Below are 23,040 nucleotides of genomic sequence, written 5' to 3' on the forward strand. Positions count from 1 at the left end.
CCATGGCCCATCCCGAGCACCCCCGCAAGCCCGCCGCCGACGCGGGCACCTCGCCACAGCCCCGCGCCGCCCGCCCCTATCGCCTGGGTATCCTGGGCGGCACCTTCGATCCGCCCCACGTCGGCCACCTCGCGCTGGCGCGGCTTTGCATCGACCACCTCGGCCTGGACGAGCTGGTGTGGATTCCCACCGGCCAGTCCTGGCAAAAGGGCGACGACGTGACCCCCGCCGCCGACCGCCTGGCGATGACCGAGCTGGCCGCGGCGGCGCTCGGCAACAGCGGCGCCACGGTCCGTGTCAGCCGCATGGAAGTGGATCGCGCCGGCCCCAGCTACACCATCGACACGGTGCGCCAGCTGCGCGACGAATACGGTCCCGAGGCCTCGCTGTGCTGGCTGATGGGCGCCGACCAGCTGCTGCGCCTGCATACCTGGCACGGCTGGCAGGAGCTGTTCGCGCACGTGCACTTGTGCACCGCGACACGGCCGCGCTTTGCCCTGTCGGCGCTGGAGGGTCCGGTGCTGGCCGCGCTGGCCGAGCGCCAGGCCGACACGCAACTGATACAATGCACGCCCTCCGGCCGGATGTGGATCGACCAGACGCTCGCCGTCGACCTCTCTTCCACCCATCTGCGCCAGCGGCTGGCGGCCGGCCAGCCGGCAGATGACCAACTGCCGCCCGGCGTGGCACACTACATTGCCAGCCACGGGCTGTACCGCAACGCCCCGGCCCGGGCATGACCAGGGTCGCATCGACCCCGGCGCCCACCCCCAAACCGATCTGAGCTGAACAAGAAGACACCCATGGATATTCGTAAACTGCAACGCGCCATCGTCGACGGCCTCGAGGATGTCAAAGCGCAGGACATCAAGGTGTACGACACCAGCCACCTGACGGAACTGTTCGACCGGGTGGTGATTGCCAGCGGGACATCCAACCGCCAGACCAAGGCGCTGGCAGCGTCGGTGCGGGATACGGTGAAGGAAGCGGGCGGCCATATCGTGGCGGTCGAGGGCCTGGAAACCGGCGAATGGGTGCTGGTCGACTGCGGCGATGCCGTGGTCCACATCCTGCAGCCGCAACTGCGCCTGTACTACAACCTGGAAGAGATCTGGGGCGACAAGCCGGTGCGCATGAAGCTGGCCACCGGCGCCCGCCTGGCCAAGGCCAGCGAGCCCATCGACGAAGACGAGGACGAGGCCCCGGTGCGCACCGTGCGCCGTGCCAGCAACCTGCGCCCGGCGCTGGCGCGCCTGCCCGAAGGCATGAAGGAGCCGTCGCCGCCGATGGGCCACGAGGACACCGACGCGGACGCCATCGCCACCATCCGCAAGCCGGCCCGCAAGACCGCCGCCAAGACCCCGGCCAGCAAGACCGCCGGCACCCGCGCCGCCGCGCCGCGCAAGACCGCCGCCGGCACCACCGCGCGCAAGACCGCGACCAAGACGGCCACCAAGACCGCGGCGAAGAAGGCTCCCGCCAAGAAGGCACCCGCCAAGACTTCCGCAGCCAAGCCGGCCGCGCGCAAGCGCGCCACCCGCTCGGCCTGAGCCCGTGCGCGGCCGCTCGCCAAGTCCGGCGGCCGCGCCGCATCACCGCATCGTCTGACCCATGCAACTGGTGATCGTGGCCGTCGGCCACAAGATGCCCGGCTGGATCGAAACCGGCTTCAGCGAGTACGCCAAGCGCATGCCGCCCGAGCTGCGCATCGAGCTGCGCGAGGTCAAGCCCGAAACCCGCTCTTCCAGCAATAACGCCGCCACCGTGATGCAGCGCGAAGCCGCGCGCATCGAGACGGTGCTGGGCAGCCTGTCGAAGCAATGCCGCATCGTCGCGCTGGACGAGCGCGGCCGCGACTTCACCACGGTGCAGCTGGCCGCGCAGCTGACCGACTGGCAGCGAGAGGGCGGTGACGTGGCCTTCCTGATCGGCGGCGCCGACGGGCTCGATCCCGCGCTCAAGGCCCGCGCCAGCACGCTGATCCGGCTCTCCAGCCTGACCCTGCCGCACGGCATGGTGCGGGTGCTGCTGGCCGAGCAGCTGTACCGCGCGTGGTCCGTCACGCAGAACCACCCCTACCATCGGGCCTGATTCCACTGATCTCCGGCCGTCGCCGGATGGCCCCCGCCGCGATGCCCGACACCCTGCACGACTACCTCTACCTCGCCTCGCAAAGCCCGCGCCGGCGCGAGCTGCTGACCCAGCTCGGCGTGCGCTACGAACTGCTGCTGGCCGACGACGACGAAGACGCCGAAGCGCTCGAAGCCGTGCTGCCGGGCGAGACCCCCGACGACTATGTCCAGCGCGTGTGCGCGCTCAAGGCCGAGGCCGCGCTGCGCCGGCGCGAACGCCGCGCGCTGCCGGATGCGCCGGTGCTGACCTCGGACACCACGGTCTGCCTCGGCGGCCGCATCCTCGGCAAACCCGCCGGCGGCGCCGACGCCGCGGCCATGCTGGGCGCGCTGGCGGGCACCACCCACCGCGTGCTGACCGCGGTGACGGTGGTATCGACCACCGGCATGCGCCATGCGCTGTCGGTTTCCGAAGTCACCTTCCGCCCGCTGCAGCCCGCCGAGATCGAGCGCTACGTCGCCAGCGGCGAGCCGCTGGGCAAGGCCGGCGCCTACGGCATCCAGGGCCGCGCGGCCGAGTTCGTGGCGCGGATTGCAGGCAGCTATTCAGGTATCATGGGCTTGCCCTTGTTTGAGACGGCGGCGTTACTTCGCCAGGCCCGGCTGCGGTTCTGAGCCGCGGCCTCCGTGCCCAGACAAGACCCGGCCCCGCGCCGGGCCACCCTCTACAGCCGGGCCACCGGCGACGCGTTTCACCCGCTATGACTGAAGACATACTCGTCAACATCACGCCCCAAGAGACCCGCGTCGCCATCGTGCAGCAGGCCGCGGTCCAGGAACTGCATGTCGAACGCACGCTCACGCGCGGGCTGGTCGGCAACATCTACCTGGGCAAGGTGGTGCGCGTGCTGCCCGGCATGCAGTCGGCCTTTATCGACATCGGCCTGGAGCGCGCCGCCTTCCTGCATGTCGCCGACATCTGGCATCCGCGCGACCCGGACCGCAACAACTCCACGCCGCAGCTCGCCATCGAGAAGACCCTGTTCGAGGGCCAGGCGCTGATGGTGCAGGTGATCAAGGACCCGATCGGCACCAAGGGAGCGCGGCTGTCGACCCAGGTCAGCATCGCCGGGCGCACCCTGGTGTACCTGCCGCAGGACCCGCATATCGGCATCTCGCAGCGCATCGAAGGCGAGGTCGACCGCGAGGCGCTGCGCAGCCGCGTGCAGGGGCTGGTGCCCGCAGACGAGCGCGGCGGCTTTATCGTGCGCACCATCGCCGAGGAAGCGACCGACGAGGAACTCGGCAACGATATCGCCTACCTGCGCAAGATCTGGGGCGCGATCCGCCAGAACGCCACCACCCTGCCCGCGCCCAGCCTGCTCTACCAGGACCTGAACCTGGCCCAGCGCGTGCTGCGCGACTTCATCAACGACGCCACCGGCGTGATCCAGATCGACTCGCGCGAGAACTACCAGATGCTGCTGGAGTTCGCCAAGGAATACACGCCGGCGGTGCTGCCGCGGCTGTCGCACTACACCGGCGAGCGCCCGATCTTCGACCTGTTCAATATCGACGCCGAGATCGAGAAGGCGCTGTCGCGCCGGGTCGACCTGAAGTCGGGTGGCTACCTGATGATCGACCAGACCGAGGCGATGACCACCATCGACGTCAACACCGGCGGCTACGTGGGCGCGCGCAATTTCGACGACACCATCTTCAAGACCAACCTGGAGGCGGCCCACACCATCGCGCGCCAGCTGCGGCTGCGCAACCTCGGCGGCATCATCATCATCGATTTCATCGACATGGAGAACGCCGAGCACCGCGACGCGGTGCTGTCCGAACTCAAGCGCGCGCTGTCGCGCGACCGCACCCGCATCACCGTCAACAGCTTCTCGCAGCTGGGCCTGGTGGAGATGACGCGCAAGCGCACGCGCGAGTCGCTGGCGCATGTGCTGTGCGAACAATGCCCGGTGTGCCAGGGCAAGGGCCAGGTCAAGACCCCGCGCACGGTCTGCTACGACATCCTGCGCGAGATCATGCGCGAATCGCGCCAGTTCAACCCGCGCGAGTTCCGCATCCTGGCCTCGCAGGAAGTGATCGACCTGTTCCTGGAAGAAGAAAGCCAGCACCTGGCGATGCTGGGCGATTTCATCGGCAAGCCGATTTCGCTGCAGGTGGAATCGACCTTCCACCAGGAGCAGTACGACATCATCCTGATGTGAAGCGGCCGGCGCGCATTTTTTCGCCGCGTTTTCCGCCACCATAGCAAGACAGCCCGCCAACTGGCGGGCTGTCCTGCTTTACGGCCGGATCACCACGTGCGGACTGATCACCAGCGCCGGTTCGGGCTGGTAATACACCGGCGGCGGTGGCGGCGGCTGGTACACCACCGGGCGGTCCTTGCACTTGCGTTCTTCCTTGTACTCGCCGTTGTCCTTCCACTTGCGCTTGATCTTGCAGTTGCCGACCCAGAATTCTTCCTTGTAGTCGTCGCCTTTGTGATAGCGGCCATGGTGTCGCCCGTAGTAACGGTCATCGTCGTCCCAGTCGTCATCGGCATGGGCGGTGGCACCGAAGGCGCCGAGGAACACGGGCAGGACCACGAGGGATAACAGGAGACGGGGCTTCATGTCGGAACGGGCAAGAACAGGTTGGGGCGAGGCTAGCACGCGCGCGCGCACCGCAGTGTTTCAAGCTGTTTAATTACGTAACCGCGAACTTAAGCGCGACGCATCGACGGCGCTTGTCCGCTGGCTGGCGCACGCGGGATTTCGGACTCGGTAATGGCCCTAGCCCATTTCCGTTTGCCATCCGCTATAACTAAACGAAGGTAGTCAGCGGCCTTCGCACGGAGGCCGCGCCCGGCTGTCCGCGCGAGTTGTTCTGCCGCGGCACCGCCGGTCGGCAAGCGAGGAGTCCGGCATGAACGCCACGAACCATGGGGCCTGTGTGCTGGCCCTCCTGTTATCGGTCGCGTGCGCGCCATTGCCGATCGCCAGGCGCGCGCCGGCGCCGCCGCCCCAGGCCAGGGTCGAAGTCCCCCAGGCGCCCAAGGAGCGCGCCACGCCGATCGCGCCCAAGGTCATCAACATTGCCGCGGCATGCAAGCGCACCGAGGACGACGGCTTCCGCGAAGACGCACTGATGGACGTCCAGGCCAACGAGGTGCGCGCGCTGAAATGGAAGCTGTGGGTATCGCGGCGCGGCAGTTGCGAATTCAACCTGGTGCAGTTCCGCCAGGTCCGCGCGACGCCGCACATCGAGCTGCAGGCGATCGACGGCAGCCAGTGCAAGCTGCTGGTCTGGCAGGATCCGCGCCGCGTCACGCTGGCGCATAACCGCTGCGAGAAGTACTGCACGCCCGGCATCTACGAGCAGGCGTGGCCGGTGCTGTTCGATCCCAAGAGCGGTGCCTGCGCCGAAGTGCGCTGAGCAAGGGACCCTGAGCCACGCGGCACTGCGGCGCCGCTACTTCGCCTTCGGCACCCGGCCCATCAGGTAGAACTCGTCGTTCGGGCGCATGCCGATGGTATTGGCCATGCGGTTGGACAGGCCGAAGAACGCGGTGATCGCGGCGATATCCCAGGCATCCTCGTCGGAAAAGCCATGTGCGCGCAGCGCGTCGAAATCGGCCTCCTCGATTTCGTGCGAGGCCGTGCAGACCTTCATGGCAAAGTCGAGCATGGCGCGCTGGCGCGGCGGGATGTCGGCCTTCAGGTAATTCACCGCGACCTGGTCCGCGACCAGCGGCTTCTTCTCGTAGATGCGCAGGATCGCGCCATGCGCCACCACGCAGTACAGGCATTGGTTAACCCCGGAGGTGGCCACCACGATCATTTCGCGCTCGCCCTTGGTCAGGCCGCCGTCCTTGAGCATCAGCGCATCGTGATAGGCAAAGAAGGCGCGGAACTCGTCGGCACGGTGCGCCAGCGCCAAAAACACATTGGGAACGAAGCCGGCTTTTTCCTGGACTTCCAGGATGCGCGCGCGGATATCGTCGGGGAGGTCGGCCAGCGCCGGGATGGCGTAGCGGCTGATCGGGAATGCCGTGTCGGACATGGTGGTCTCCGGTTGGGATTGGCGTCATCGTCGTGAGGCTTCTGCACCAATACTAACGGATCGCGCGCAAGCCGGCGGGCCGCATGTCGACCATCCATCGCACGGACAGATGCCGGCCGGATCAGGCATACTACGCACCTTCCGAACCAGGCGGGCCCCTGACCGCACGACTGTTCCCGATGAAACGCATTCTCATCGTCAAGCTGACTTCGCTCGGCGACATGGTGTTCACCCAGCCGCTGGTGGCTGACCTGCAGCGCGCCTTTCCCGGCGTCAAGATCGACTGGATCGCCGACTCCTACTGCGCCGACGTGCCGCGCTGGAACCCCAACATCGATCGCGTGATCGCCGCACCGCTGCGCGGCTTCAAGAAGGCGCGCAGCTGGGCCGGACTGCGCGAGATCTTCACTGCCCTGCGCGCCTTGCGCCGCGAGAAGTACGATGCGGTGCTGGATGTCCACGGCGTCTACAAGAGCGCCATCGTCACCTTCCTCGCCCGCACCCGCCGTCGTTACGGCCTGCCGGTCCAGGAACTGGGCGAGAGTGGCGCACGCTTCGCCTACAACCATGTGTTCCAGCCGTTCGTGGAAGAGGACTGCGCGCGCAACCGCATGCGCCGCGCCGTCAGCCGCGCGCTCGGCTACGAAATGACCCGCGAGATGGACTACGGCCTGAAAATGCCGGCCGACACGCCCGCTGCCGCCGGCAAGGGCCCCTATGCGATGCTGTTCCACGCCACTTCCAGCGAGGAAAAGAAGTGGCCGGTGGCCGACTGGATCAGCGTCGGCAGCGCCATCTCGGCGCGCGGCCTGCGCGTGCTGGTGCCCTGGGGCAATGACGCCGAGCGCCTGGAAGCCGAGACCATCGCCGCCAGCGTGCCCGGCGCCGAGGTGATGCCGCGCCTGAGCATCACCGGCGTGGCGCAGATGGTGGGCAAGGCGTCGCTGGTGGTCGGCATGGACACCGGCTTCGTGCATATTGCCGACGCGCTGCGCCGGCCCACGGTGATCCTGTTCACCACGACCTCGCGCCACCTGTACGGCGTCGATGCGCCCGGCCGCGCGGTGTCGCTGGGCGGCGGCGGCGTGGTGCCGCAACGGGCCGAAGTGCTGGCGGCCATCGACGAGGTGATGCCCCGGGTCACTTCGACCCACTGATGCCCGAGGCACGGGAATAAAAAAGGGCCGGCGCAAATGCGCCGGCCCTTTTTCTTGATGGTTCCCCGCCGCCTACTGGCTGGCGAACTGGATCCGGTGCAGCCCGGCGTACAGGCCATTGGCCGCCAGCAGCTGCGCGTGGCTGCCGGTCTCGGCGACGCGGCCATGGTCGAGCACGGCGATGCGATCGGCATTCTCGATGGTCGACAGCCGGTGCGCGATCACCAGCGTGGTGCGGCCCTTCATCAGCTCCTCCAGTGCCGCCTGCACCTGCCGCTCGGATTCCGAGTCCAGCGCCGAGGTGGCCTCGTCCAGGATCAGGATCGGCGCATCCTTGTACAGCGCGCGCGCGATCGCCAGGCGCTGGCGCTGGCCGCCGGACAGCTTCATGCCGTTGTCGCCGATATTGGTCTGCACGCCCTCGGGCAGGCCCTTGACGGTTTCGGTCAGGTAGGCTGCCGCCAGCGCGCGCTCGACACGGGCCATGTCGATCTCGCTGCCGGGTTGCGCGCCATAGGCCACATTGGCCGCGACCGTGTCGTTGAACAGCACCACGTCCTGGCTGACAAAGGCGATCTGGTTGCGCAGGTCCTTGAGCGCCAGCTCGGTCAGCGGCACGCCGTCGAGCAGGATGCGCCCCGAGGTGGGATCGAAGAAGCGCGGCACCAGGTTGACCAGCGTGGTCTTGCCGCTGCCCGACGGGCCCACCAGCGCCACCACCTCGCCCGGGCTGACGCGCAGGTCGATGCCTTCCAGCGCGGCGCGCGGCGCCTCGCCATAGCGGAAGCCGACCTGCTCGAAGGCCAGTTCGCCGCGGGCGCGGGCAAGCGGCTTGCCGCCGTCCTGCGGCTCGACCGGTTCGTCGATCAGCCGGAAGATCATCTCGGCGGCGGTGATGCCGCGCGTCAGCGGCTGGTTGATGTCGGTCAGGTGCTTGAGCGGCGAGATCAGCAGCAGCATCGCCATCACAAAGCCGGTAAAGCCGCCCACCGTGGTCTGGTTGGCCTGCGCCTGGACCATGGCGATGGTGATGATCACCGACAGCGCCAGCGCCGCCAGGAAGGCCGTGACCGGCTGGTTCAGCCCGCCCGCCACCGCCATCCGCATCGAGTAGTTCTTGAGCCGCTCGGCCACGGTGCGGAAGCGCCGCAGTTCATAGGCCTCGCCGCCATGCAGCTTGACCACCTTGTAGCCGCCCACGGCCTCTTCGACCACGTAGGCGGCGTTGTTGGTATAGGTCTGGTGATCGCGGTTGAGCTTGCGCAGCCGGCGGTTGATCTTCGACATCAGGTAGCCGATCACCGGCAGGATCACCGCGACGATCAGCGTCAGGCGCCAGTTGGTATAGAACAGGTAGATCAGCAGCGCGACCACGGTCAGCGAATCGCGCACCAGCGTGATGAACACGCTGGTCAGGATCTGCAGCACCTGGTTGACCTCGAAGATCACCGCGTTGATCAGCGACGCCGCGGTATTGCGGTGGTAGAACGACGCCGGCGCCTGCAGCAGGCGCTCGAACATCTGCAGCCGCATCTTCAGCAGCACGCGGTTCGAGATCAGGTTGAGCAGGTAGCCCGACGTGAACTGCGCCACGCCGCGGATCAGCGCCACGCCGGTCAGGATCGCCGGCACATGCCACAGCGTGCCGGCATAGTCGCCGCCGAAGCCCTTGTCGAGCAGGTCGTTGACGACCTTGGGGATCACCCCTTCGCTGGCGGCCACCACCGCCATCGCGAGGATGGCGCCGATGAAGATGCGCAGCTCGGGGCGCAGGTAAGACCAGAGCCGGCTGGCCATGCTGGACGGCACGGCGGCACCTGGCGAAATGGGCGGTTTGGATGTGGTCACTGAGTTTTCTTCTGGGTGAAGGCGGCGTTGCGGCACCAGGGCGCGGCGCTAGCCCGGCCGCTTCTGGCGCGCGACGCGCAGGAAGGGCCTGACGAAGACCTGGAACAGGAAGCGCTGGTAGACATAGCGGCGCAGATAATAGCCGACACTGCGGCGCGCCTTGTCGGTGGCGTCGAGGTCGGCGCGATGCGTTTCCAGCGACGAGGCCTCGGCCAGTTCGGTCAGGCCGATGCAATACGGGACCACGGCGCGCACCGAGACCAGCCCGCGCCGCTCGAACGCGGACCAGTAGTCGGCCGCGCACCAGGTCGGCTGCAGCCCGGCAAGCAGCCGCTCTGCGGCCGCGCGGGTGACGACGTAGCCATGCGCGCGCCACCATTCGCCATAGCGGCGCACCAGCTTGCGTCGTTGGCCGAGCGGCCTGGTGCCCCAGCGGGTGAATTTATCGACATGCGACAGCAGCACGACCTCCGGTCGGGCAGGGTCCAGCTGCGACGCCAGCGCCTCGAGCACCGCCGGCACGTCATCGCCCAGCAGTGCATCGTCTTCCAGCACCAGCGCCAGGCTGGCGCCGTCCTCTAGCATCTTGCGGTAGACCCCGAGATGGCTCAGCGCGCAGCCGATCTCTCCGCGGCTCATCGGGCGGTAGCTGGTGCTGGCGGCCTGCGCATCATAGCGGCGCGCGACCTCGTCCTCGGCCAGCGCGCGTCCATTCACGGCGGCAAACACCTGGAACGGCACGCCCAGGCGCGTCAGCTGGCCGGCAATGCGCTCGCGGCGCGCCTGCGCGGTTTCGAGGTTGATCACATAGGCGCCGATCATGCCGCCACCGCCCGTGCGTGCTGGCCGGTCCGGCGTGAAAGGGAGATCGATGCGGCGGCGATCGATGCGGCACATGCCACCAGGGATAAAACCGTTTCCATCCCTGCGAATCGGGACCAATGTGCTCGTGTCATCAATTTGGCAACTGAGATCTGGGCTTCGGCGCGCGCCGGTGCGCACCGGCAATCGCGGGCAGGCGGCTGCGGGGCCACTGCGTCGGTGCGGTAGAATACGCGCTCTTCCATCAGCGCCCGGCTGGCGGCGACGCCGGCGGCTGGCCGGCCTGGCCCGGACGGGGCGCGCCCCTACGTTCCATGAAAGTCTCCGCCGTCATCATTACCAGGAATGAAGCTCACAATATCGGGCCATGCCTTGAAAGCGTGTCCTGGTGCGAAGAGGCGATTATAGTGGATTGGGCCAGCACGGACGATACGGTGGCGATCGCGCGTGCCGCCGGCGCCACCGTGATCCAGACCGACGACTGGCCAGGTTTCGGCCCGCAGAAAAACCGCGCGGTCCAGGCCGCCAGCGGCGACTGGATCCTCAGCCTGGACGCCGATGAACGCGTCCCTCCGGCGCTGCGCGATGAAATCCTGAAGCACTTGCCGCAGGCAGACGCCCGCGCGCTGGCGCTGCCGCGCCTGTCCGCTTTCTGCGGCACCTTCGTGCGCCACGCCGGCTGGTATCCGGACTACGTCACCCGCGTCTTCCGCAAGGGCCGCGGCCGCTTCACCGACGATCTGGTGCACGAGCACCTCAAGGTGGACGACCCGGTCACGCGGCTGCGCGAGCCGCTGGTGCACTACAGCTACCGCTCGCTGTCAGACGTGCTGCGCAAGATCGACAGCTATTCCAGCGCCGGCGCGCAGCAGGCCTACGCGCGCGGCAAGCGCAGCTCGGTTGCATCGGCGGCGGGCCACGGCCTGTGGGCGTTCGTGCGCACCTACCTGCTCAAGCGCGGCTTCCTCGACGGCGGCGCCGGCTTCGGCGTCGCGCTGATGAATGCGCAGGCCAGCTACTACAAGTACGCCAAGCTGGCGCAACTGCACGCCGCGGCCGAAAACAAGGCTGCCGGCTGAAGCGCCCCACGCGGCCGCGCGGCGCCCCACCCTTACCTTCTCGATCGATGAAAGTTGGCATCTCCTGCAATCGCTTCGGCGCCGGCGGCGGCCTGGAGCGCTACGCGCTCGACATCAGCCGGGCCATGGCGAAGCGCGCCGATACCGAAGTCTCGGTCTACGCACGCCGCTTCGACGCCGGCGTGGCGGCGTCCGCGGGCGTTGCCGCGCATCGGATCGTGGTGTCGTGGCTGCCCGGCAAGCTGCGCGACCGCTATTTCTCGTGGCGGCTGCAGGGGCTGCGCGATGCCGGCGAAGCGCTGATCGGCTGCAACCGCGTGCGCGGTTCCGATATCGCCATCTGCGGCGGCACGCATCGCGGCTACCTCGCCGCGCGCGGCACGCCGGCGCGGCGCTCGGACCAGTGGCAGATCGACCTCGAAAGCGCGCAATATGCCGGCGCGCAGCGCGTGGTGGCGCATTCCGCGCTGATGCGGCGCGAAGTGATCGAGCTGTACGGCATCGCGCCCGAGCGCGTCGAGCTGGTCTACCCGCCGGTCGACACGCAGCGCTTCACGCCGGTCGATGACGGTGCGCGCGCCGAGCTGCGGCGCGAATTCGGCTTCGGCGACGACGAGATCGTGTTCCTGTTTCCGTCGTCGGGCCATGCGCGCAAGGGCTTCGACCTGCTCGCCGATTATTTCTCCCGCTCGGACCTGCCGATCACGCTGGCCGTGGCCGGCCGCCCGGTCGGGCGCACCATCCCGCGCGTGCGCGAGCTGGGCTACAGCAGCCGCATCGACGCACTCTACCGCGCCGCCGACTTCACCATCCTGGCCTCGGGCTATGAGCCGTTCGGGCTGGTGGGGGTGGAATCGGTGCTGTGCGGCACGCCGCTGGTATTTGCCGACAATATCGCCTGCCTGGAAGTGATCCGGCCGCAGGCGGTGCATGCGTTCTCGCGCGCGCGCGGCGAGACCCTGGACCATGCCATCCGCGCCGCGGTGGCGTCGGTGCGCAGCGGCCGGGCGCGGCTGGCGAACCCGCTCGCGCTGCTCGACTACGATCCGGATATCGAGGTCCATGTCGACACCCTGCTGCGGCTCGCCGCCGACGCGCGCGCCGCCCGGCACGCCGCCTGAAGCGGCGTCGGCAACGAATTCAGGCCGCGCTTATTCGTAGACCGTGCTGACGGCATCCGCCGACAGCACCTGGCGCAGCGCGGTCAGCGCCTCGTCCGACGGCACTACCTGCCAGTCGGGGCCGAGCATGGCCTCGCAGCTGGCAGACTTCGCCTCGTAGCGGATCCGCACCGGCAGGCCCTGCACGCCGCTGGCACGGGCCAGGTGGGGCATCAGCAGCTCGCGCAGCATGCCGGTCGAGGAATTGCCGTTCATCGACAGCCGCACCGCGCTGGCAAAGCGCACCCGCGCGGCGACCAGGTCCATCACCGATTCGGCGGTGAAGCGCACGCCGCCGGTGAAGGTATCGTGGCGCGCATTGCCGGTGGCGATCAGCAGTTCGTCCTCGCGGAACATCTGCCGGTTGGCGTCGAAGACTTCGTTGAACACGGTCATCTCGACCAGGCCGGTGCCGTCGTCGAGCGTGACGATCAGCATCTTGCCGCGCTGGGTCATCTGTGTGCGCATGCCGCTGATCACGCCGGCGATGGTCTTGCCGCGCACGTCGCGGCCGAAGCCGCCGCCGTTGCCCTGCACTTCCTTTTCCAGCCCGGCCAGCGTGCCCTTGTTGAAGCGGCGTACCTCGTCGCGGTAGGCGTCGAACAGGTGGCCCGAGAAGTAGTAACCGAGCGCCTGCTTCTCTTCCTGCAGCGTGCGCTTGGGGCTCCAGCGCGGCTCGTCGAGCAGCTCCGGGCGGTGCGCGTCGCCGGCGTCGCCCATCAGGTCGAACAGCGACACCTGGTTGGCCGATTCTGCCTTCTGCTCGGCGGCTTCCATCGCGATCGGCACCGACGCGAGCAGCTGCGCGCGGTTGTCGTTGAGGCTGTCGAAGGCGCCGGCGCGGATCAGCGCCTCGATGGTGCGTCGGTTGACCTGGCGGCGGTCGACCCGCTCGCAGAAATCGAACAGGTCGGTGAAGGGCCGCTCCTCGCGCGCGCGCAGGATGTCCTCGATCGCGCCCTGCCCGCTGCCCTTGATGCCGCCGAGGCCGTAGCGGATGGTCTTCGGATCGGTCGGCGCGAAGCGGTACTCGCTGGCGTTGACATCGGGCGGCAGCACCGCGATCTTGTTGAGCTTGCAGTCCTCGTAGAGGATCTTGACCTTGTCGGTGTCGTCCATGGCCAGCGACATGTTGGCTGCCATGAATTCGGCCGGATGGTGGGCCTTGAGCCACGCGGTGTAGTACGCCAGCAGTGCATAGGCGGCCGCGTGCGACTTGTTGAAGCCGTAGCCCGCGAACTTCTCCATCAGGTCGAAGATATCGTCGGCCTGCTGCGCGGACAGCCCGTTCTTGTCGGCGCCCTCGCGGAACATGACGCGGTGCTGCGCCATTTCCTCGGGCTTCTTCTTGCCCATGGCGCGGCGCAGCAGGTCGGCGCCGCCCAGCGAGTAACCGCCGATGATCTGCGCCATCTGCATCACCTGCTCCTGGTAGACCATGATGCCGTAGGTCTCTTTCAGGACGGGTTCGACGCGCGGATCGGGATACTCCACCTTCTCGCGGCCGTGCTTGCGCGCGCAGAAGCTGGGGATCAGGTCCATCGGGCCCGGGCGGTACAGCGCCACCAGCGCGATGATGTCCTCGAAGCGGTCAGGCTTGGCATCCTTCAGCATGCCCTGCATGCCGCGGCTTTCCAGCTGGAACACGGCGACCGTGTTGGCGGTCTTGAGGATGTCGAAGGCGGGGCCGTCGTCGAGCGGGATATGGCTGCAGTTCCAGTCGGCCTTGCTCGGGTCCAGGCGGCGGATATAGCGCTCGGCCCAGTCCAGGATGGTCAGCGTGGTCAGGCCCAGAAAGTCGAACTTGACCAGCCCGGCGGCCTCGACGTCATCCTTGTCGTACTGGCTGACCACGCCGCTCATGCCGTCGTTCTGCCCGCCCTGCGTGTACAGCGGACAGAAGTCGGTCAGCCTGCCCGGCGCGATCAGCACGCCGCCGGCGTGCATGCCGACGTTGCGGGTCATGCCCTCGACGCGCTGCGCCAGCTCCAGCAACTGGCGCACTTCTTCCTCGTTGCGCTCGCGCTCGGTCAGCAGCGGCTCTTCCTTCTTGGCTTCTTCGATGGTGACCAGCTTGCCCGGCTTGAACGGGATCAGCTTGGCGATGCCGTCGACGAAGCCGTAGCCGAGGTCGAGCACGCGGCCCACGTCGCGCACCGCAGCCTTGGCTGCCATGGTGCCGAACGTGGCGATCTGCGACACCGCGTCCTTGCCGTACTTTTCCTTCACGTACGTGATCACGCGATCGCGACCGTGCTGGCAGAAGTCGATGTCGAAGTCGGGCATCGAGACCCGTTCCGGGTTCAGGAAACGCTCGAACAGCAGCGCGTACTTGAGCGGGTCCAGGTCGGTAATGCCCAGCGCATAGGCGACCAGCGAGCCCGCACCCGAGCCGCGGCCCGGGCCCACCGGCACGCCGTTGTTCTTGGCCCAGTTGATAAAGTCCGCGACGATCAGGAAGTAGCCGGGGAAGCCCATCTTGATGATGGTGCCGGTCTCGAACTCCAGCCGCGCGTAGTATTCCGGGCGCTTCGCCTCGCGCACCGCCTCGTCCGGGAACAGCACCGCGAGGCGCTTCTCGAGGCCGTCCTTGGCCATGAACACGAGGTAGTCGTCGAGCGACATGCCGTCCGGCGTCGGGAACAGCGGCAGGCGCGGCTTGCCCAGCTCCAGCGTCAGGTTGCAGCGGCGCGCGATCTCGACCGCGTTCTCCAGCGCCGACGGAATGTCCGCGAACAGCGCGCACATCTCGTCCTGGGTCTTGAAGTACTGGTCGGTGGTGAAGCGCCGCGTGCGGCGCGGGTTGGCGAGCAGTTCGCCCTCGGCGATGCAGACGCGCGCTTCATGCGCGGTGTAGTCGTCCGGCGTCATGAACTGCACCGGATGCGTGGCAACCACCGGCAATTGCAGCTCGGCCGCCAGCTGCACGGCCTGCTGCACATAGGCATCGCTGCCGGCGTGGCCGGCGCGCTGCAGTTCGATATAGAAGCGCTGCGGGAACACCGAGGCCCAGTGCTGCGCGGCACGGCGCGCGCCGTCGGCATTGCCGTTGGCCAGCGCCATGCCGATATCGCCGCCCATCGCGCCCGACAGCGCAATCAGGCCGGTGGCCAGCGGCAGGTCGTCTTCGCCCGGTTCCAGGAACCACGACGGATCGATCTCGGCGCGGCCGCGATGCTGGTTGCCCAGCCACGCGCGCGAAAGCAGCATGCACAGGTTCAGGTAGCCGCGCCGGTCCTGCACCAGCAACAGCAGGCGCGCGGGCTTGTCGCGGTCCTCGGCGTTGGTCAGCCACACGTCGGCGCCGACCACCGGCTTCACGCCCTTGCCACGCGCTTCCTTGTAGTAGCGGATCAGCCCGAAGGCGTTGGCAAGGTCGGTCAGGGCGAGCGCGCCCATGCCATCGGCGGCGGCGGCCTTGACGGCATCATCGAGGCGGACAATGCCGTCCACGACGGAGTATTCGGAATGCAGGCGGAGGTGGACGAAGCGGGGTGCGGACATGGGCGACATTGTACCGGCTCGGCCCGCCCGCATGCCGCCAATGTTGCGCGCCACCGGAGCGCGCAGCGCGCGCGCATAGCGGCGTGGCGTGCTTGGGAATGCGCCACACGCAGGGTCCGGGCACGCTATAATTTCGCCTTTCCAATCAGGCAGTTATCGCAAGCTGTCGGCGCCCTTCGGGACGCCGCCGCGGCGGCGCAGTGTCCCATGCAGATCGTCAATATTTCCGCTTACAAGTTTGTCTCGCTGGACGACATCGAGACCCTGCGCCCGGCCATGCGCGAGCGCTGCGAGGCGGCGGGCCTGAAGGGCACGATCCTGCTCGCGCCGGAAGGCATCAACCTGTTCCTGGCCGGTCCGCGCGAAGCCATCGACAGCTTCATGGCGTGGCTGCACGCGGACGCGCGCTTTGCCGATATCGCCCCCAAGGAAAGCCTGTCGGACCATCAGCCCTTCAAGCGCATGCTGGTGCGCGCCAAGAAGGAAATCATCACCATGAAGATGCCGCTGATCCGCCCCGAGGCGGGCCGCGCGCCGTCGGTGCGGCCGGTGGACCTGAAGCGCTGGCTGGACCAGGGGCACGACGATGAAGGCCGTCCGGTGGTGATGCTCGATACCCGCAATGATTTCGAGGTGGCGGTCGGCACCTTCGAGGACGCGGTCGAGTACGACATCGCCAAGTTCAGCGAATTTCCCGACGCCGTCGCCGCGCACAAGGCAGACCTGGCGGGCAAGACCGTGGTCTCGTTCTGCACCGGCGGCATCCGCTGCGAGAAGGCCGCGATCCATATGCAGGAAGTCGGCATCGAGCGCGTCTACCAGCTCGAAGGCGGCATCCTGAAGTACTTCGAGGAAGTCGGCGGCAGCCACTATCGCGGCGATTGCTTCGTCTTCGACTACCGCACCGCGCTGAACCCCAGCCTGGAACCGGCCGGGCCGAAGCAGTGCTTTGCCTGCCGCGCCGTGGTCACGCCCGAACAGCAGCAAAGCCCGCACTATGTGGTCGGCAAGAGCTGCCCGCACTGCATCGGCGGCAAGGACCGGGCCGCCGCCTGAGGGCTGCCCGCGTACGCGGCTCAGGCCGCGAGCAGGTGGTAGAGGTTGCGCAGCATGCCGGCGGTGGCGCCCCAGATAAAGCGCTGGCCGCCGTTCTCGCGCGGATAGGGCATGGCGTAGAACATGCGTTCGCCGTCGACCCAGCGGAACAGGCGCCGCTCATGGTGGGACGGATCCATCAGGAAGGCCAGCGGCACTTCGAAGACATCGGCCACTTCCGAAGCGTCCGGCCGCAGCGTGAAGCCATCGCGCACCAGGCCCACCACCGGGCTCACATGGAAGCCGGTGCCGGTGATGTAATCCGGCAGCGCGCCCAGCACCTCGACATAGTCGCGCTCCAGCCCGACTTCTTCTTCCGTCTCGCGCAGCGCGGTGTCGATGCGGTTGACGTCCCACGACTCCTGCCGCCCGCCGGGAAAGCTGATCTGACCGGCATGCGCGCTGAGATTGGCATTGCGCTGCGTCAGCAGCACCGTCAGGCCATCGCTGCGCTCGACCAGCGGCACCAGCACCGCGGCATCGCGCAGCCCGCGGCTGCGATCGTAGACCCGCGACTCGTCGGTCAGCTCGGGCGCCCACGCCGGCGGCGCCCGGAAGCGGTGCCGGATAAAGTCGACCTGCAGGCGCGGCGCGCTCAGCGCGCCGTTGCGCAGGTCGGTATCGATGACGGGAAGGGATTCGGGATCGAAGGCGGGACGCATAACATCGCAAGTATGACAGAAGCGCGCCATCTGGCGCCGCAGCAAAGCGCGGCAGTCGCCCCGCGCCACCATGCAAAAAGGGCACCCTGGGGTGCCCTTCCTGAGGAAACGCTGGCCGGGTCGCCCCGGCCGGCACGTCCGGCTTACTCCGCGGCCTTGGCAGCGGCGGCAGCCTTCGACACCAGCTTTTCCTTGATACGTGCGGACTTGCCCGAACGCTGGCGCAGATAGTACAGCTTGGCGCGACGCACGTCGCCGCGGCGCTTCACTTCGATGCCGGCGATCAGCGGCGAGTACAGCTGGAACGTACGCTCCACGCCTTCACCCGACGAGATCTTGCGCACGATGAAGGACGAGTTCAGGCCGCGGTTGCGCTTGGCAATCACGACGCCTTCGTAGGCCTGCACGCGCTTGCGGTTACCTTCGACCACATTGACGCTGACGACGACGGTGTCGCCGGGCGCGAATGCGGGGATGGTCTTGTTCGCGGTCAGGCGCGCGATCTCTTCCTTCTCGATCTGTTCGATGAGGTTCATCGTTTTTTCTCCGTAACCATCGTGCCGGCGTTGTATGCCCCAGGACTTCCCGGGCCCCGGCAGAGGATGGGGTTTTACCTGGCGGGAGTTTCCCCCCGCCCTTCTTTCACCGCCCACTCCGACAGGAATTTCTCGTCGGCACGGGTCAGCAAACCTTGTTCGCGGGCCGCCTCGATCAGGTCGGGACGCTTGCGCGCGGTATTGGCCAGCGCCTGCTGGCGCCGCCATTTTTCAATCTCGGCATGATGGCCACCGAGCAGGATGTCGGGGACCCGCACGCCTTCATATTCTTCCGGCCGGGTGTAGTGCGGGCAATCCAGCAGGCCGTTGACAAAGCTGTCCTGCACCGCCGATTGCGCGTCGCCCAGCACCCCGGGCAGGTGGCGCACCACCGCATCGATCAGCGCCATCGCCGGCAGTTCGCCGCCCGACAGCACGAAATCGCCGAGGCTGATTTCCTCGTCCACGCGGCGATCGATCAGCCGCTGGTCGATCGCCTCATACCTGCCGCACAGCAACACCAGGCCCGGCCGCTGGGCCAGCTCCATGACCTTGGCATGCGTCAGCGTCTTGCCCTGCGGCGACATCAGCACCACATGCGGCTTCGCCACGCCGGCTTGCGCCTGCGCCGCCACCGCGGCATCGATGGCATCGTCCAGCGGCTTGGCCAGCATCACCATGCCGGGACCGCCGCCATAGGGCCGGTCGTCGATGGTGCGGTAGTTGTCGACGGTGAAATCACGTGGATTCCAGCTGCGCAACGCATACCGCTGCTGCTTGGCTGCCCGGCTGGTAATGCCCCAGTCGGTCAGCGCGCGAAACATTTCGGGAAACAGCGTGATCACGTCGAACTGCATCCGCTCTCTCCCTTCCTTATCCCGCATCCACGCAGGCACTGCTCAGTAATCGAGCCCCCAGTCCACCACGATGCGCTTGCCCGCGGTATCCACCGTGCGCAGGAACGCGTCGACAAATGGAATCAGCCGTTCGCCGGCCTTGCCGTCGGGCTGCACGAAGGCAACCTGCAGGATCTGGTGGGCACCGTTGTCGATCAGCCCGGACACCTCGCCCAGCAACTCGCCTTGCTCGTTGCTGACGCTGCAGCCGATCAGGTCGACCCAGTAGAACTCATCTTCTTCCGGCACCGGAAAATCCGCGCGCCGGATCCACACGCGACGGCCACGCAGCGCTTCCGCAAGATTGCGGTCGGCTACGCTGGCCGCCTGCGCCACCACCGTGCCGCTGTGCTCGCGCGACTGCGCGATCTTCACGCAGACGGGCTCGGCCCGCGCCGCGTCGGCGGCCACCAGCCCCGCCTGAGGCGGGCTCAGCAGCCACCAGCGGCGCGCATGCAACAATGCCGACGCGTCGTCGGCATGCGGCTGGACCTTGATCCAGCCGCGGATGCCATAGGCAGCGCTGACATAGCCGACTTCCACCAGGTCTTCGGGCAGCGGATCGGTATACCGCAGCGCCGCGGGCAACCTGAGTGCCTTGGCGGGCTCGCCCTGCGGCCGGTTCATGGACCGGTTCAGCGGCGGCCGCGTCGGCCGCCCGGCGTCCTGCTTTGGCTCAGTCACGGGTGCGCGTGGTCTTAATGCAAACGCGCCCCGCCGGTTACGGCAGGGCGCGTTGCAGACGGCAATCAGGCAGCAGCCTTGGTGCCTTGCTTGACCAGGCGGGCAACGGTCGGCGACAGCTGGGCGCCGACGCCTTGCCAGTAGGCCAGGCGGTCTTGCGACAGGCGCAGGCCTTCTTCACCTTCGGCTGCCAGCGGGTTGTAGAAACCAACGCGCTCAATGAAACGACCATCGCGACGGTTGCGCGAGTCGGTGGCGACGATGTTGAAGAACGGGCGCTTCTTGCTGCCGCCGCGAGCCAGACGGATAACGACCATGGAATGATTCCTCAGAAAACGGGGTGTTCAAGGGCGTTCGAACACGAAACGCAAGAGTATAGCCCAATTCCCGAGGCCAAACAAACACTTAGGTGGTTGACGCGTGAACGCGGCGCAGGCATCGTGGCAAAAACCGCGACAGGAGGCCATACATGCGCCCCGCTCTGCACTTCATGTTCGGCATGGTATCGCGTACGCTGCTGGCGCTGATGGTACTGGCAACGAGCCAGTCCGCGCTGGCCGCGCTGCCGCTGGACCAGCTGCGCCTGCCGCCCGGCTTCCGCATCGAGGTGCTGACCGACGACGTGCCGGGCGCGCGCGCCATGGCGATCTCGCCGTCCGGCACGCTGTTCGTGGGATCGCGCAGCGAAGGCAAGCTCTATGCGGTCAGCGATGCGCTCGGCACGCGCCAGCGGGTACGCACTGTCGCCACCGGCTTGCGCAATCCGCTCGGCGTGGCCTTCCATGACGGCAGCCTGTACGCGTCCTCGGTCTCCAGGATCGTGCGGCTCGACCAGATCGAGTCCCGCCTGGACCAGCCGCCCGCGCCCCGGGTGGTGAGCGACCGCTTTCCGTCGGACGGGCACCACGGCGGCAAATTCATCGGCTTCGGCCCGGACGGCTACCTGTACGTCGCCACCGGCGCCCCCTGCAACGTGTGCGAGCCCGACGAAACCCGCTATGCCAACATCGTCAGGATGAAGCCCGACGGCAGCGGCCTGCAGGTGGTGGCGCGCGGCGTGCGCAACACCGTCGGCTTCGACTGGCACCCCGCCACGCGCGAACTGTGGTTCACCGACAACGGCCGCGACCGCATGGGCGACGACGTGCCCGACGACGAACTGAACCGCGTCACCGCGCCCGGCCAGCATTTCGGCTACCCCTACTGCCATGCCGGCAACGTCGCCGACCCGGAATTCGGCGGCAAGCGCCCGTGCTCCGAATTCGTGCCGCCGGTGGCGCGCCTGGGCGCGCACGTCGCCGCGCTGGGCATGCGCTTCTACACCGGCACGCAGTTCCCGCCGGACTACCGCAACAACGTCCTGATTGCCGAACACGGCAGTTGGGACCGCAGCGAGCCCTCCGGCTACCGCGTGGTCCGCGTGGTGCTGGACGGCGCCGGCAAGGCCGTGCGCCAGGAGGTGTTCGCGCAGGGCTGGCTGCGCGGCGGCAGGGCCTGGGGCCGGCCCGCCGATGTCCTGGTCGCGCCTGACGGTTCGCTGCTGGTCAGCGACGACCATGCAGGGGCGATTTACCGCATCCGCTACCAGCCCTGAATCCGGCTGAAAGCCCCGCCCGGCGCGGCTTTGTGCGGGCGAAACAATCCGTTACACCGGTAACGGGATTGGCATAGGCGCCCCGATGCCCCATGCGTACCATGAACCCATCTTCCAACAGCAACACAGCGCGACAGGACCCTGGGAATCCGCATGCTCACCCGCTCTCTCCTGCGCGACCTGGTGGCTGGCATCCTGGTGGCCTCGGGCCTGGTCGGCGCGGTAGGCGCCAGCCATGCCCAGGTCGCGTTCTGGCAACAAGTCCGTTCCGATGGCCGGCCCGCCCGGATCCAGTCCGGCGATGGCTGGCAGATGGCCAGCGTGCGCGCCGAAAGCCGTGAACACGTGCAGGCGCAGATCGACCGGATGGAGGCGCGCGCCCGCGCCGACGACCGCCTCAGCGGCCGCCGCGCCGCGCTAGCCGGCGCCCGCGACGACAACCGCGGCCGCGGCCAGGAGCGCAATCCCCCCAATGACGCCCGCAACGAGCCGCGCCAGGGCCAGGTCGGCCCCGGCTGGCAAGCGCGCGGCCGCGACCACGGCCGCTGACCGCAGCTGACGCCGCTTCCCTGGCGGCTGAATACCGCGGCGCCCGTCGCTCGCTGCGGAACTCCGCCCCCGCCCGGCCTGTCTCTACTTAAGTGTGTGCCCCGATTCCGGGCGCGCGCACAGGCTGCCGCCCGGCGCTGTCCGGGGCTCACAGCGTGCCGTCATGTGCAGACGGCAATCGAACTGACCTGCCTCTGCCCGACACCTCCTGCCGGACCCGACCAAGACGGCCCGGGCGCAGCCTCCAGAATGACAATAATTCTGTGAGGTTTGTCATGTCACCCCTGCTTAGCGACCTGGCCGAACATGCGGGCCAGTTATCGCTGTCGATTCTGTTCATGGGCATCCTGACCCTGGTTCTCTACAGCGAAACCCATATCAGCGAGCACGCCTCGGCCCTTATCCGCGGGCTGATCGCCGGCGGCTGGCATTAGCGCCGCTGGCGCCTTTTGACGCACTTCCCTTCCCTGCGCTGACTGCCGGCGTACAATGTGGGCCGGCCGGTACCCTTGTGCCGCCACTTCCATGCCGGCGCAACGCCGGCCTGCACCCAGGCCCGAAACTCTATTTCCGACCATGCCCGCAGCCACGCCAGCCCGCCCCGCCTCTCCGCTCGCCGCGCCGTCTGCACGTGGCAAATCGAAGCTGCTGACCGTGGTGCTGGCGTTCCTGTTCGGCAGCCTGGGCGCGCACCGCTTCTACCTGGGCGGACTGCGCGACGTGTATGGCTGGATGCACCTGCTGGCGTTGCTGGCCGGCGCCATCGGCGTGGCCTCGATGGCCGCCGGCGCGGGCAGCCCGGCACTGAACTGGACCTTTGCCGTGGCCGGCGGCATTTCCGTCATCAGCGCCTTCCTGGCGGCGATCGTCTACGGGCTGCGCCCCGACGACAAATGGGATGCCCGCTTCAACCCGCACGGCAAACCCACGCGTTCGGGCTGGCCGGTGGTGATCCTGGTGATCCTGTCGCTGCTGATCGGTACCGGCCTGCTGATGGCGGGGCTGGCGATCAGCTTCCAGACCTTCTTCGAGTCGCAGGTGGAAGCCGCGCGCGAACTGTCGCAGTAGGCTCCCAGCGCATCGTCTCCCTCGATCATCTTTTGTGCGCGGTCAATGCGGCCGCAATCGCCGGTTTCGCTTTCCGCCAATTCGCCCATACTGGTAGAGCCGTCCGATCCTGGCGGCGCGACGCGCGGCGAGGCCATGCCCCGGCAGCGCAAAGGAGCAAGAATCGACATGCCAAGCTATGAGGAAGGACGCCTGGCGGCGATCGCCGTCCGGCTGGCGCTGTCCTCGGGACTGCCGCCATCGAGCGCC

General features: G+C 67.8%; 24 protein-coding genes. 14 read left to right on the top strand and 10 right to left on the bottom strand.

Translation table 11 applies throughout. The features are described 5' to 3' along the window. Window positions 1-2 precede the first annotated feature (2 nt). The 5 genes from AC3FMM_RS03315 to rng all read left to right on the top strand — a co-directional run bounded on the left by AC3FMM_RS03315 (window position 3) and on the right by rng (window position 4,300). Window positions 3-740, top strand: a complete 738-nt coding sequence (locus tag AC3FMM_RS03315) for a nicotinate-nucleotide adenylyltransferase (protein ID WP_488686111.1) — start codon at window positions 3-5, stop codon at window positions 738-740. A 63-nt stretch (window positions 741-803) separates the two neighbouring features. Next, complete coding sequence (gene rsfS, locus AC3FMM_RS03320; RefSeq protein WP_115708642.1) at window positions 804-1,550, top strand: ribosome silencing factor; 747 nt, start codon at window positions 804-806, stop codon at window positions 1,548-1,550. Between the two features lie 61 nt (window positions 1,551-1,611). Next, complete coding sequence (rlmH, locus tag AC3FMM_RS03325) at window positions 1,612-2,091, top strand: 23S rRNA (pseudouridine(1915)-N(3))-methyltransferase RlmH (RefSeq protein WP_022533932.1); 480 nt, start codon at window positions 1,612-1,614, stop codon at window positions 2,089-2,091. A gap of 41 nt (window positions 2,092-2,132) precedes the next feature. Next, complete coding sequence (locus AC3FMM_RS03330; RefSeq protein WP_115706321.1) at window positions 2,133-2,747, top strand: Maf family protein; 615 nt, start codon at window positions 2,133-2,135, stop codon at window positions 2,745-2,747. Window positions 2,748-2,833: 86 nt separating this feature from the next. Next, the gene (gene rng / locus AC3FMM_RS03335; RefSeq protein WP_092308241.1) at window positions 2,834-4,300 is read left to right on the top strand and encodes a ribonuclease G; all 1,467 of its coding nucleotides are present in this window, start codon (window positions 2,834-2,836) and stop codon (window positions 4,298-4,300) included. A gap of 78 nt (window positions 4,301-4,378) precedes the next feature. Here the strand turns inward: rng and AC3FMM_RS03340 are convergent, their stop codons facing one another. Continuing rightward, window positions 4,379-4,708, bottom strand: coding sequence for a hypothetical protein (locus AC3FMM_RS03340; protein WP_115708638.1), 330 nt, complete (start codon window positions 4,706-4,708; stop codon window positions 4,379-4,381). A gap of 292 nt (window positions 4,709-5,000) precedes the next feature. Between AC3FMM_RS03340 and AC3FMM_RS03345 the strand changes: the two genes are divergently transcribed. After that, window positions 5,001-5,510, top strand: a complete 510-nt coding sequence (locus AC3FMM_RS03345) for a hypothetical protein (RefSeq protein WP_115679735.1) — start codon at window positions 5,001-5,003, stop codon at window positions 5,508-5,510. Between the two features lie 36 nt (window positions 5,511-5,546). On the opposite strand, the gene AC3FMM_RS03350 is transcribed toward AC3FMM_RS03345, so the two are convergent. Further along, entirely contained in the window at window positions 5,547-6,137 is a 591-nt protein-coding gene (locus AC3FMM_RS03350) for a peroxidase-related enzyme (protein WP_115708636.1), read from the bottom strand. Window positions 6,138-6,316: 179 nt separating this feature from the next. Between AC3FMM_RS03350 and waaC the strand changes: the two genes are divergently transcribed. Then, entirely contained in the window at window positions 6,317-7,294 is a 978-nt protein-coding gene (gene waaC / locus AC3FMM_RS03355; RefSeq protein WP_115708635.1) for a lipopolysaccharide heptosyltransferase I, read from the top strand. A 72-nt stretch (window positions 7,295-7,366) separates the two neighbouring features. Here waaC and msbA read toward each other — a convergent pair whose 3' ends face one another. Together msbA and AC3FMM_RS03365 are read right to left on the bottom strand one after the other, a co-directional pair. Further along, window positions 7,367-9,091, bottom strand: coding sequence for a lipid A export permease/ATP-binding protein MsbA (msbA, locus tag AC3FMM_RS03360; RefSeq protein WP_473703810.1), 1,725 nt, complete (start codon window positions 9,089-9,091; stop codon window positions 7,367-7,369). A 99-nt stretch (window positions 9,092-9,190) separates the two neighbouring features. Further along, window positions 9,191-9,964 carry a glycosyltransferase family 25 protein gene (locus AC3FMM_RS03365; RefSeq protein ID WP_116313240.1) on the bottom strand — a complete coding sequence of 258 codons (774 nt, stop codon included), beginning with the start codon at window positions 9,962-9,964 and terminating at the stop codon, window positions 9,191-9,193. Between the two features lie 314 nt (window positions 9,965-10,278). Between AC3FMM_RS03365 and AC3FMM_RS03370 the strand changes: the two genes are divergently transcribed. Beyond that, window positions 10,279-11,043: a glycosyltransferase family 2 protein gene (locus AC3FMM_RS03370; RefSeq protein ID WP_488686112.1), complete on the top strand. Its 765-nt coding sequence runs from the start codon at window positions 10,279-10,281 to the stop codon at window positions 11,041-11,043. Between the two features lie 47 nt (window positions 11,044-11,090). Then, window positions 11,091-12,164, top strand: a complete 1,074-nt coding sequence (locus AC3FMM_RS03375) for a glycosyltransferase family 4 protein (RefSeq protein WP_488686113.1) — start codon at window positions 11,091-11,093, stop codon at window positions 12,162-12,164. Window positions 12,165-12,194: 30 nt separating this feature from the next. Here AC3FMM_RS03375 and dnaE read toward each other — a convergent pair whose 3' ends face one another. Beyond that, window positions 12,195-15,707: a DNA polymerase III subunit alpha gene (gene dnaE / locus AC3FMM_RS03380; protein ID WP_488686114.1), complete on the bottom strand. Its 3,513-nt coding sequence runs from the start codon at window positions 15,705-15,707 to the stop codon at window positions 12,195-12,197. Window positions 15,708-15,914: 207 nt separating this feature from the next. Here dnaE and AC3FMM_RS03385 point away from each other — a divergent pair, with 207 nt between their 5' ends. Continuing rightward, on the top strand, window positions 15,915-16,763 hold the full coding sequence (locus AC3FMM_RS03385) for a sulfurtransferase (protein WP_115708627.1): 849 nt from the start codon (window positions 15,915-15,917) through the stop codon (window positions 16,761-16,763). A gap of 20 nt (window positions 16,764-16,783) precedes the next feature. On the opposite strand, the gene AC3FMM_RS03390 is transcribed toward AC3FMM_RS03385, so the two are convergent. The 5 genes from AC3FMM_RS03390 to rpsP form a co-directional block, all read right to left on the bottom strand. Beyond that, on the bottom strand, window positions 16,784-17,464 hold the full coding sequence (locus tag AC3FMM_RS03390) for a CoA pyrophosphatase (protein ID WP_115679727.1): 681 nt from the start codon (window positions 17,462-17,464) through the stop codon (window positions 16,784-16,786). A 143-nt stretch (window positions 17,465-17,607) separates the two neighbouring features. Then, window positions 17,608-18,000, bottom strand: coding sequence for a 50S ribosomal protein L19 (rplS, locus tag AC3FMM_RS03395; protein ID WP_012352117.1), 393 nt, complete (start codon window positions 17,998-18,000; stop codon window positions 17,608-17,610). A 74-nt stretch (window positions 18,001-18,074) separates the two neighbouring features. Continuing rightward, the gene (trmD, locus tag AC3FMM_RS03400) at window positions 18,075-18,857 is read right to left on the bottom strand and encodes a tRNA (guanosine(37)-N1)-methyltransferase TrmD (RefSeq protein WP_116312284.1); all 783 of its coding nucleotides are present in this window, start codon (window positions 18,855-18,857) and stop codon (window positions 18,075-18,077) included. 42 nt (window positions 18,858-18,899) lie between these two features. Further along, the gene (rimM, locus tag AC3FMM_RS03405) at window positions 18,900-19,523 is read right to left on the bottom strand and encodes a ribosome maturation factor RimM (RefSeq protein ID WP_488686115.1); all 624 of its coding nucleotides are present in this window, start codon (window positions 19,521-19,523) and stop codon (window positions 18,900-18,902) included. Between the two features lie 122 nt (window positions 19,524-19,645). Further along, the gene (rpsP, locus tag AC3FMM_RS03410; protein ID WP_111518953.1) at window positions 19,646-19,897 is read right to left on the bottom strand and encodes a 30S ribosomal protein S16; all 252 of its coding nucleotides are present in this window, start codon (window positions 19,895-19,897) and stop codon (window positions 19,646-19,648) included. Between the two features lie 152 nt (window positions 19,898-20,049). Between rpsP and AC3FMM_RS03415 the strand changes: the two genes are divergently transcribed. The 4 genes from AC3FMM_RS03415 to AC3FMM_RS03430 all read left to right on the top strand — a co-directional run bounded on the left by AC3FMM_RS03415 (window position 20,050) and on the right by AC3FMM_RS03430 (window position 22,791). Further along, window positions 20,050-21,174, top strand: coding sequence for a PQQ-dependent sugar dehydrogenase (locus AC3FMM_RS03415; RefSeq protein WP_488686116.1), 1,125 nt, complete (start codon window positions 20,050-20,052; stop codon window positions 21,172-21,174). Between the two features lie 153 nt (window positions 21,175-21,327). Beyond that, window positions 21,328-21,723: a hypothetical protein gene (locus AC3FMM_RS03420; RefSeq protein WP_326347363.1), complete on the top strand. Its 396-nt coding sequence runs from the start codon at window positions 21,328-21,330 to the stop codon at window positions 21,721-21,723. Between the two features lie 275 nt (window positions 21,724-21,998). Further along, window positions 21,999-22,157 carry a hypothetical protein gene (locus AC3FMM_RS03425; protein WP_018007039.1) on the top strand — a complete coding sequence of 53 codons (159 nt, stop codon included), beginning with the start codon at window positions 21,999-22,001 and terminating at the stop codon, window positions 22,155-22,157. 142 nt (window positions 22,158-22,299) lie between these two features. After that, window positions 22,300-22,791 carry a TM2 domain-containing protein gene (locus AC3FMM_RS03430; protein ID WP_116312281.1) on the top strand — a complete coding sequence of 164 codons (492 nt, stop codon included), beginning with the start codon at window positions 22,300-22,302 and terminating at the stop codon, window positions 22,789-22,791. Window positions 22,792-23,040: the final 249 nt, after the last annotated feature.

Source organism: Cupriavidus sp. 207A1, from assembly GCF_057798955.1.

Bases quoted from the DNA above. Each gene is read 5' to 3' on its own strand.
- rplS (WP_012352117.1), bottom strand. From the start codon at position 18,000: ATGAACCTCATCGAACAGATCGAGAAGGAAGAGATCGCGCGCCTGACC.
- AC3FMM_RS03330 (WP_115706321.1), top strand. From the start codon at position 2,133: ATGCCCGACACCCTGCACGACTACCTCTACCTCGCCTCGCAAAGCCCG.
- AC3FMM_RS03370 (WP_488686112.1), top strand. From the start codon at position 10,279: ATGAAAGTCTCCGCCGTCATCATTACCAGGAATGAAGCTCACAATATC.
- AC3FMM_RS03350 (WP_115708636.1), bottom strand. From the start codon at position 6,137: ATGTCCGACACGGCATTCCCGATCAGCCGCTACGCCATCCCGGCGCTG.
- AC3FMM_RS03430 (WP_116312281.1), top strand. From the start codon at position 22,300: ATGCCCGCAGCCACGCCAGCCCGCCCCGCCTCTCCGCTCGCCGCGCCG.
- dnaE (WP_488686114.1), bottom strand. From the start codon at position 15,707: ATGTCCGCACCCCGCTTCGTCCACCTCCGCCTGCATTCCGAATACTCC.
- trmD (WP_116312284.1), bottom strand. From the start codon at position 18,857: ATGCAGTTCGACGTGATCACGCTGTTTCCCGAAATGTTTCGCGCGCTG.
- msbA (WP_473703810.1), bottom strand. From the start codon at position 9,091: ATGGCCAGCCGGCTCTGGTCTTACCTGCGCCCCGAGCTGCGCATCTTC.
- AC3FMM_RS03345 (WP_115679735.1), top strand. From the start codon at position 5,001: ATGAACGCCACGAACCATGGGGCCTGTGTGCTGGCCCTCCTGTTATCG.
- AC3FMM_RS03340 (WP_115708638.1), bottom strand. From the start codon at position 4,708: ATGAAGCCCCGTCTCCTGTTATCCCTCGTGGTCCTGCCCGTGTTCCTC.
- rsfS (WP_115708642.1), top strand. From the start codon at position 804: ATGGATATTCGTAAACTGCAACGCGCCATCGTCGACGGCCTCGAGGAT.
- AC3FMM_RS03420 (WP_326347363.1), top strand. From the start codon at position 21,328: ATGCTCACCCGCTCTCTCCTGCGCGACCTGGTGGCTGGCATCCTGGTG.
- AC3FMM_RS03425 (WP_018007039.1), top strand. From the start codon at position 21,999: ATGTCACCCCTGCTTAGCGACCTGGCCGAACATGCGGGCCAGTTATCG.
- rpsP (WP_111518953.1), bottom strand. From the start codon at position 19,897: ATGGTCGTTATCCGTCTGGCTCGCGGCGGCAGCAAGAAGCGCCCGTTC.
- AC3FMM_RS03315 (WP_488686111.1), top strand. From the start codon at position 3: ATGGCCCATCCCGAGCACCCCCGCAAGCCCGCCGCCGACGCGGGCACC.
- rimM (WP_488686115.1), bottom strand. From the start codon at position 19,523: ATGAACCGGCCGCAGGGCGAGCCCGCCAAGGCACTCAGGTTGCCCGCG.
- AC3FMM_RS03390 (WP_115679727.1), bottom strand. From the start codon at position 17,464: ATGCGTCCCGCCTTCGATCCCGAATCCCTTCCCGTCATCGATACCGAC.
- waaC (WP_115708635.1), top strand. From the start codon at position 6,317: ATGAAACGCATTCTCATCGTCAAGCTGACTTCGCTCGGCGACATGGTG.
- AC3FMM_RS03415 (WP_488686116.1), top strand. From the start codon at position 20,050: ATGCGCCCCGCTCTGCACTTCATGTTCGGCATGGTATCGCGTACGCTG.
- AC3FMM_RS03375 (WP_488686113.1), top strand. From the start codon at position 11,091: ATGAAAGTTGGCATCTCCTGCAATCGCTTCGGCGCCGGCGGCGGCCTG.
- AC3FMM_RS03385 (WP_115708627.1), top strand. From the start codon at position 15,915: ATGCAGATCGTCAATATTTCCGCTTACAAGTTTGTCTCGCTGGACGAC.
- rlmH (WP_022533932.1), top strand. From the start codon at position 1,612: ATGCAACTGGTGATCGTGGCCGTCGGCCACAAGATGCCCGGCTGGATC.
- rng (WP_092308241.1), top strand. From the start codon at position 2,834: ATGACTGAAGACATACTCGTCAACATCACGCCCCAAGAGACCCGCGTC.
- AC3FMM_RS03365 (WP_116313240.1), bottom strand. From the start codon at position 9,964: ATGATCGGCGCCTATGTGATCAACCTCGAAACCGCGCAGGCGCGCCGC.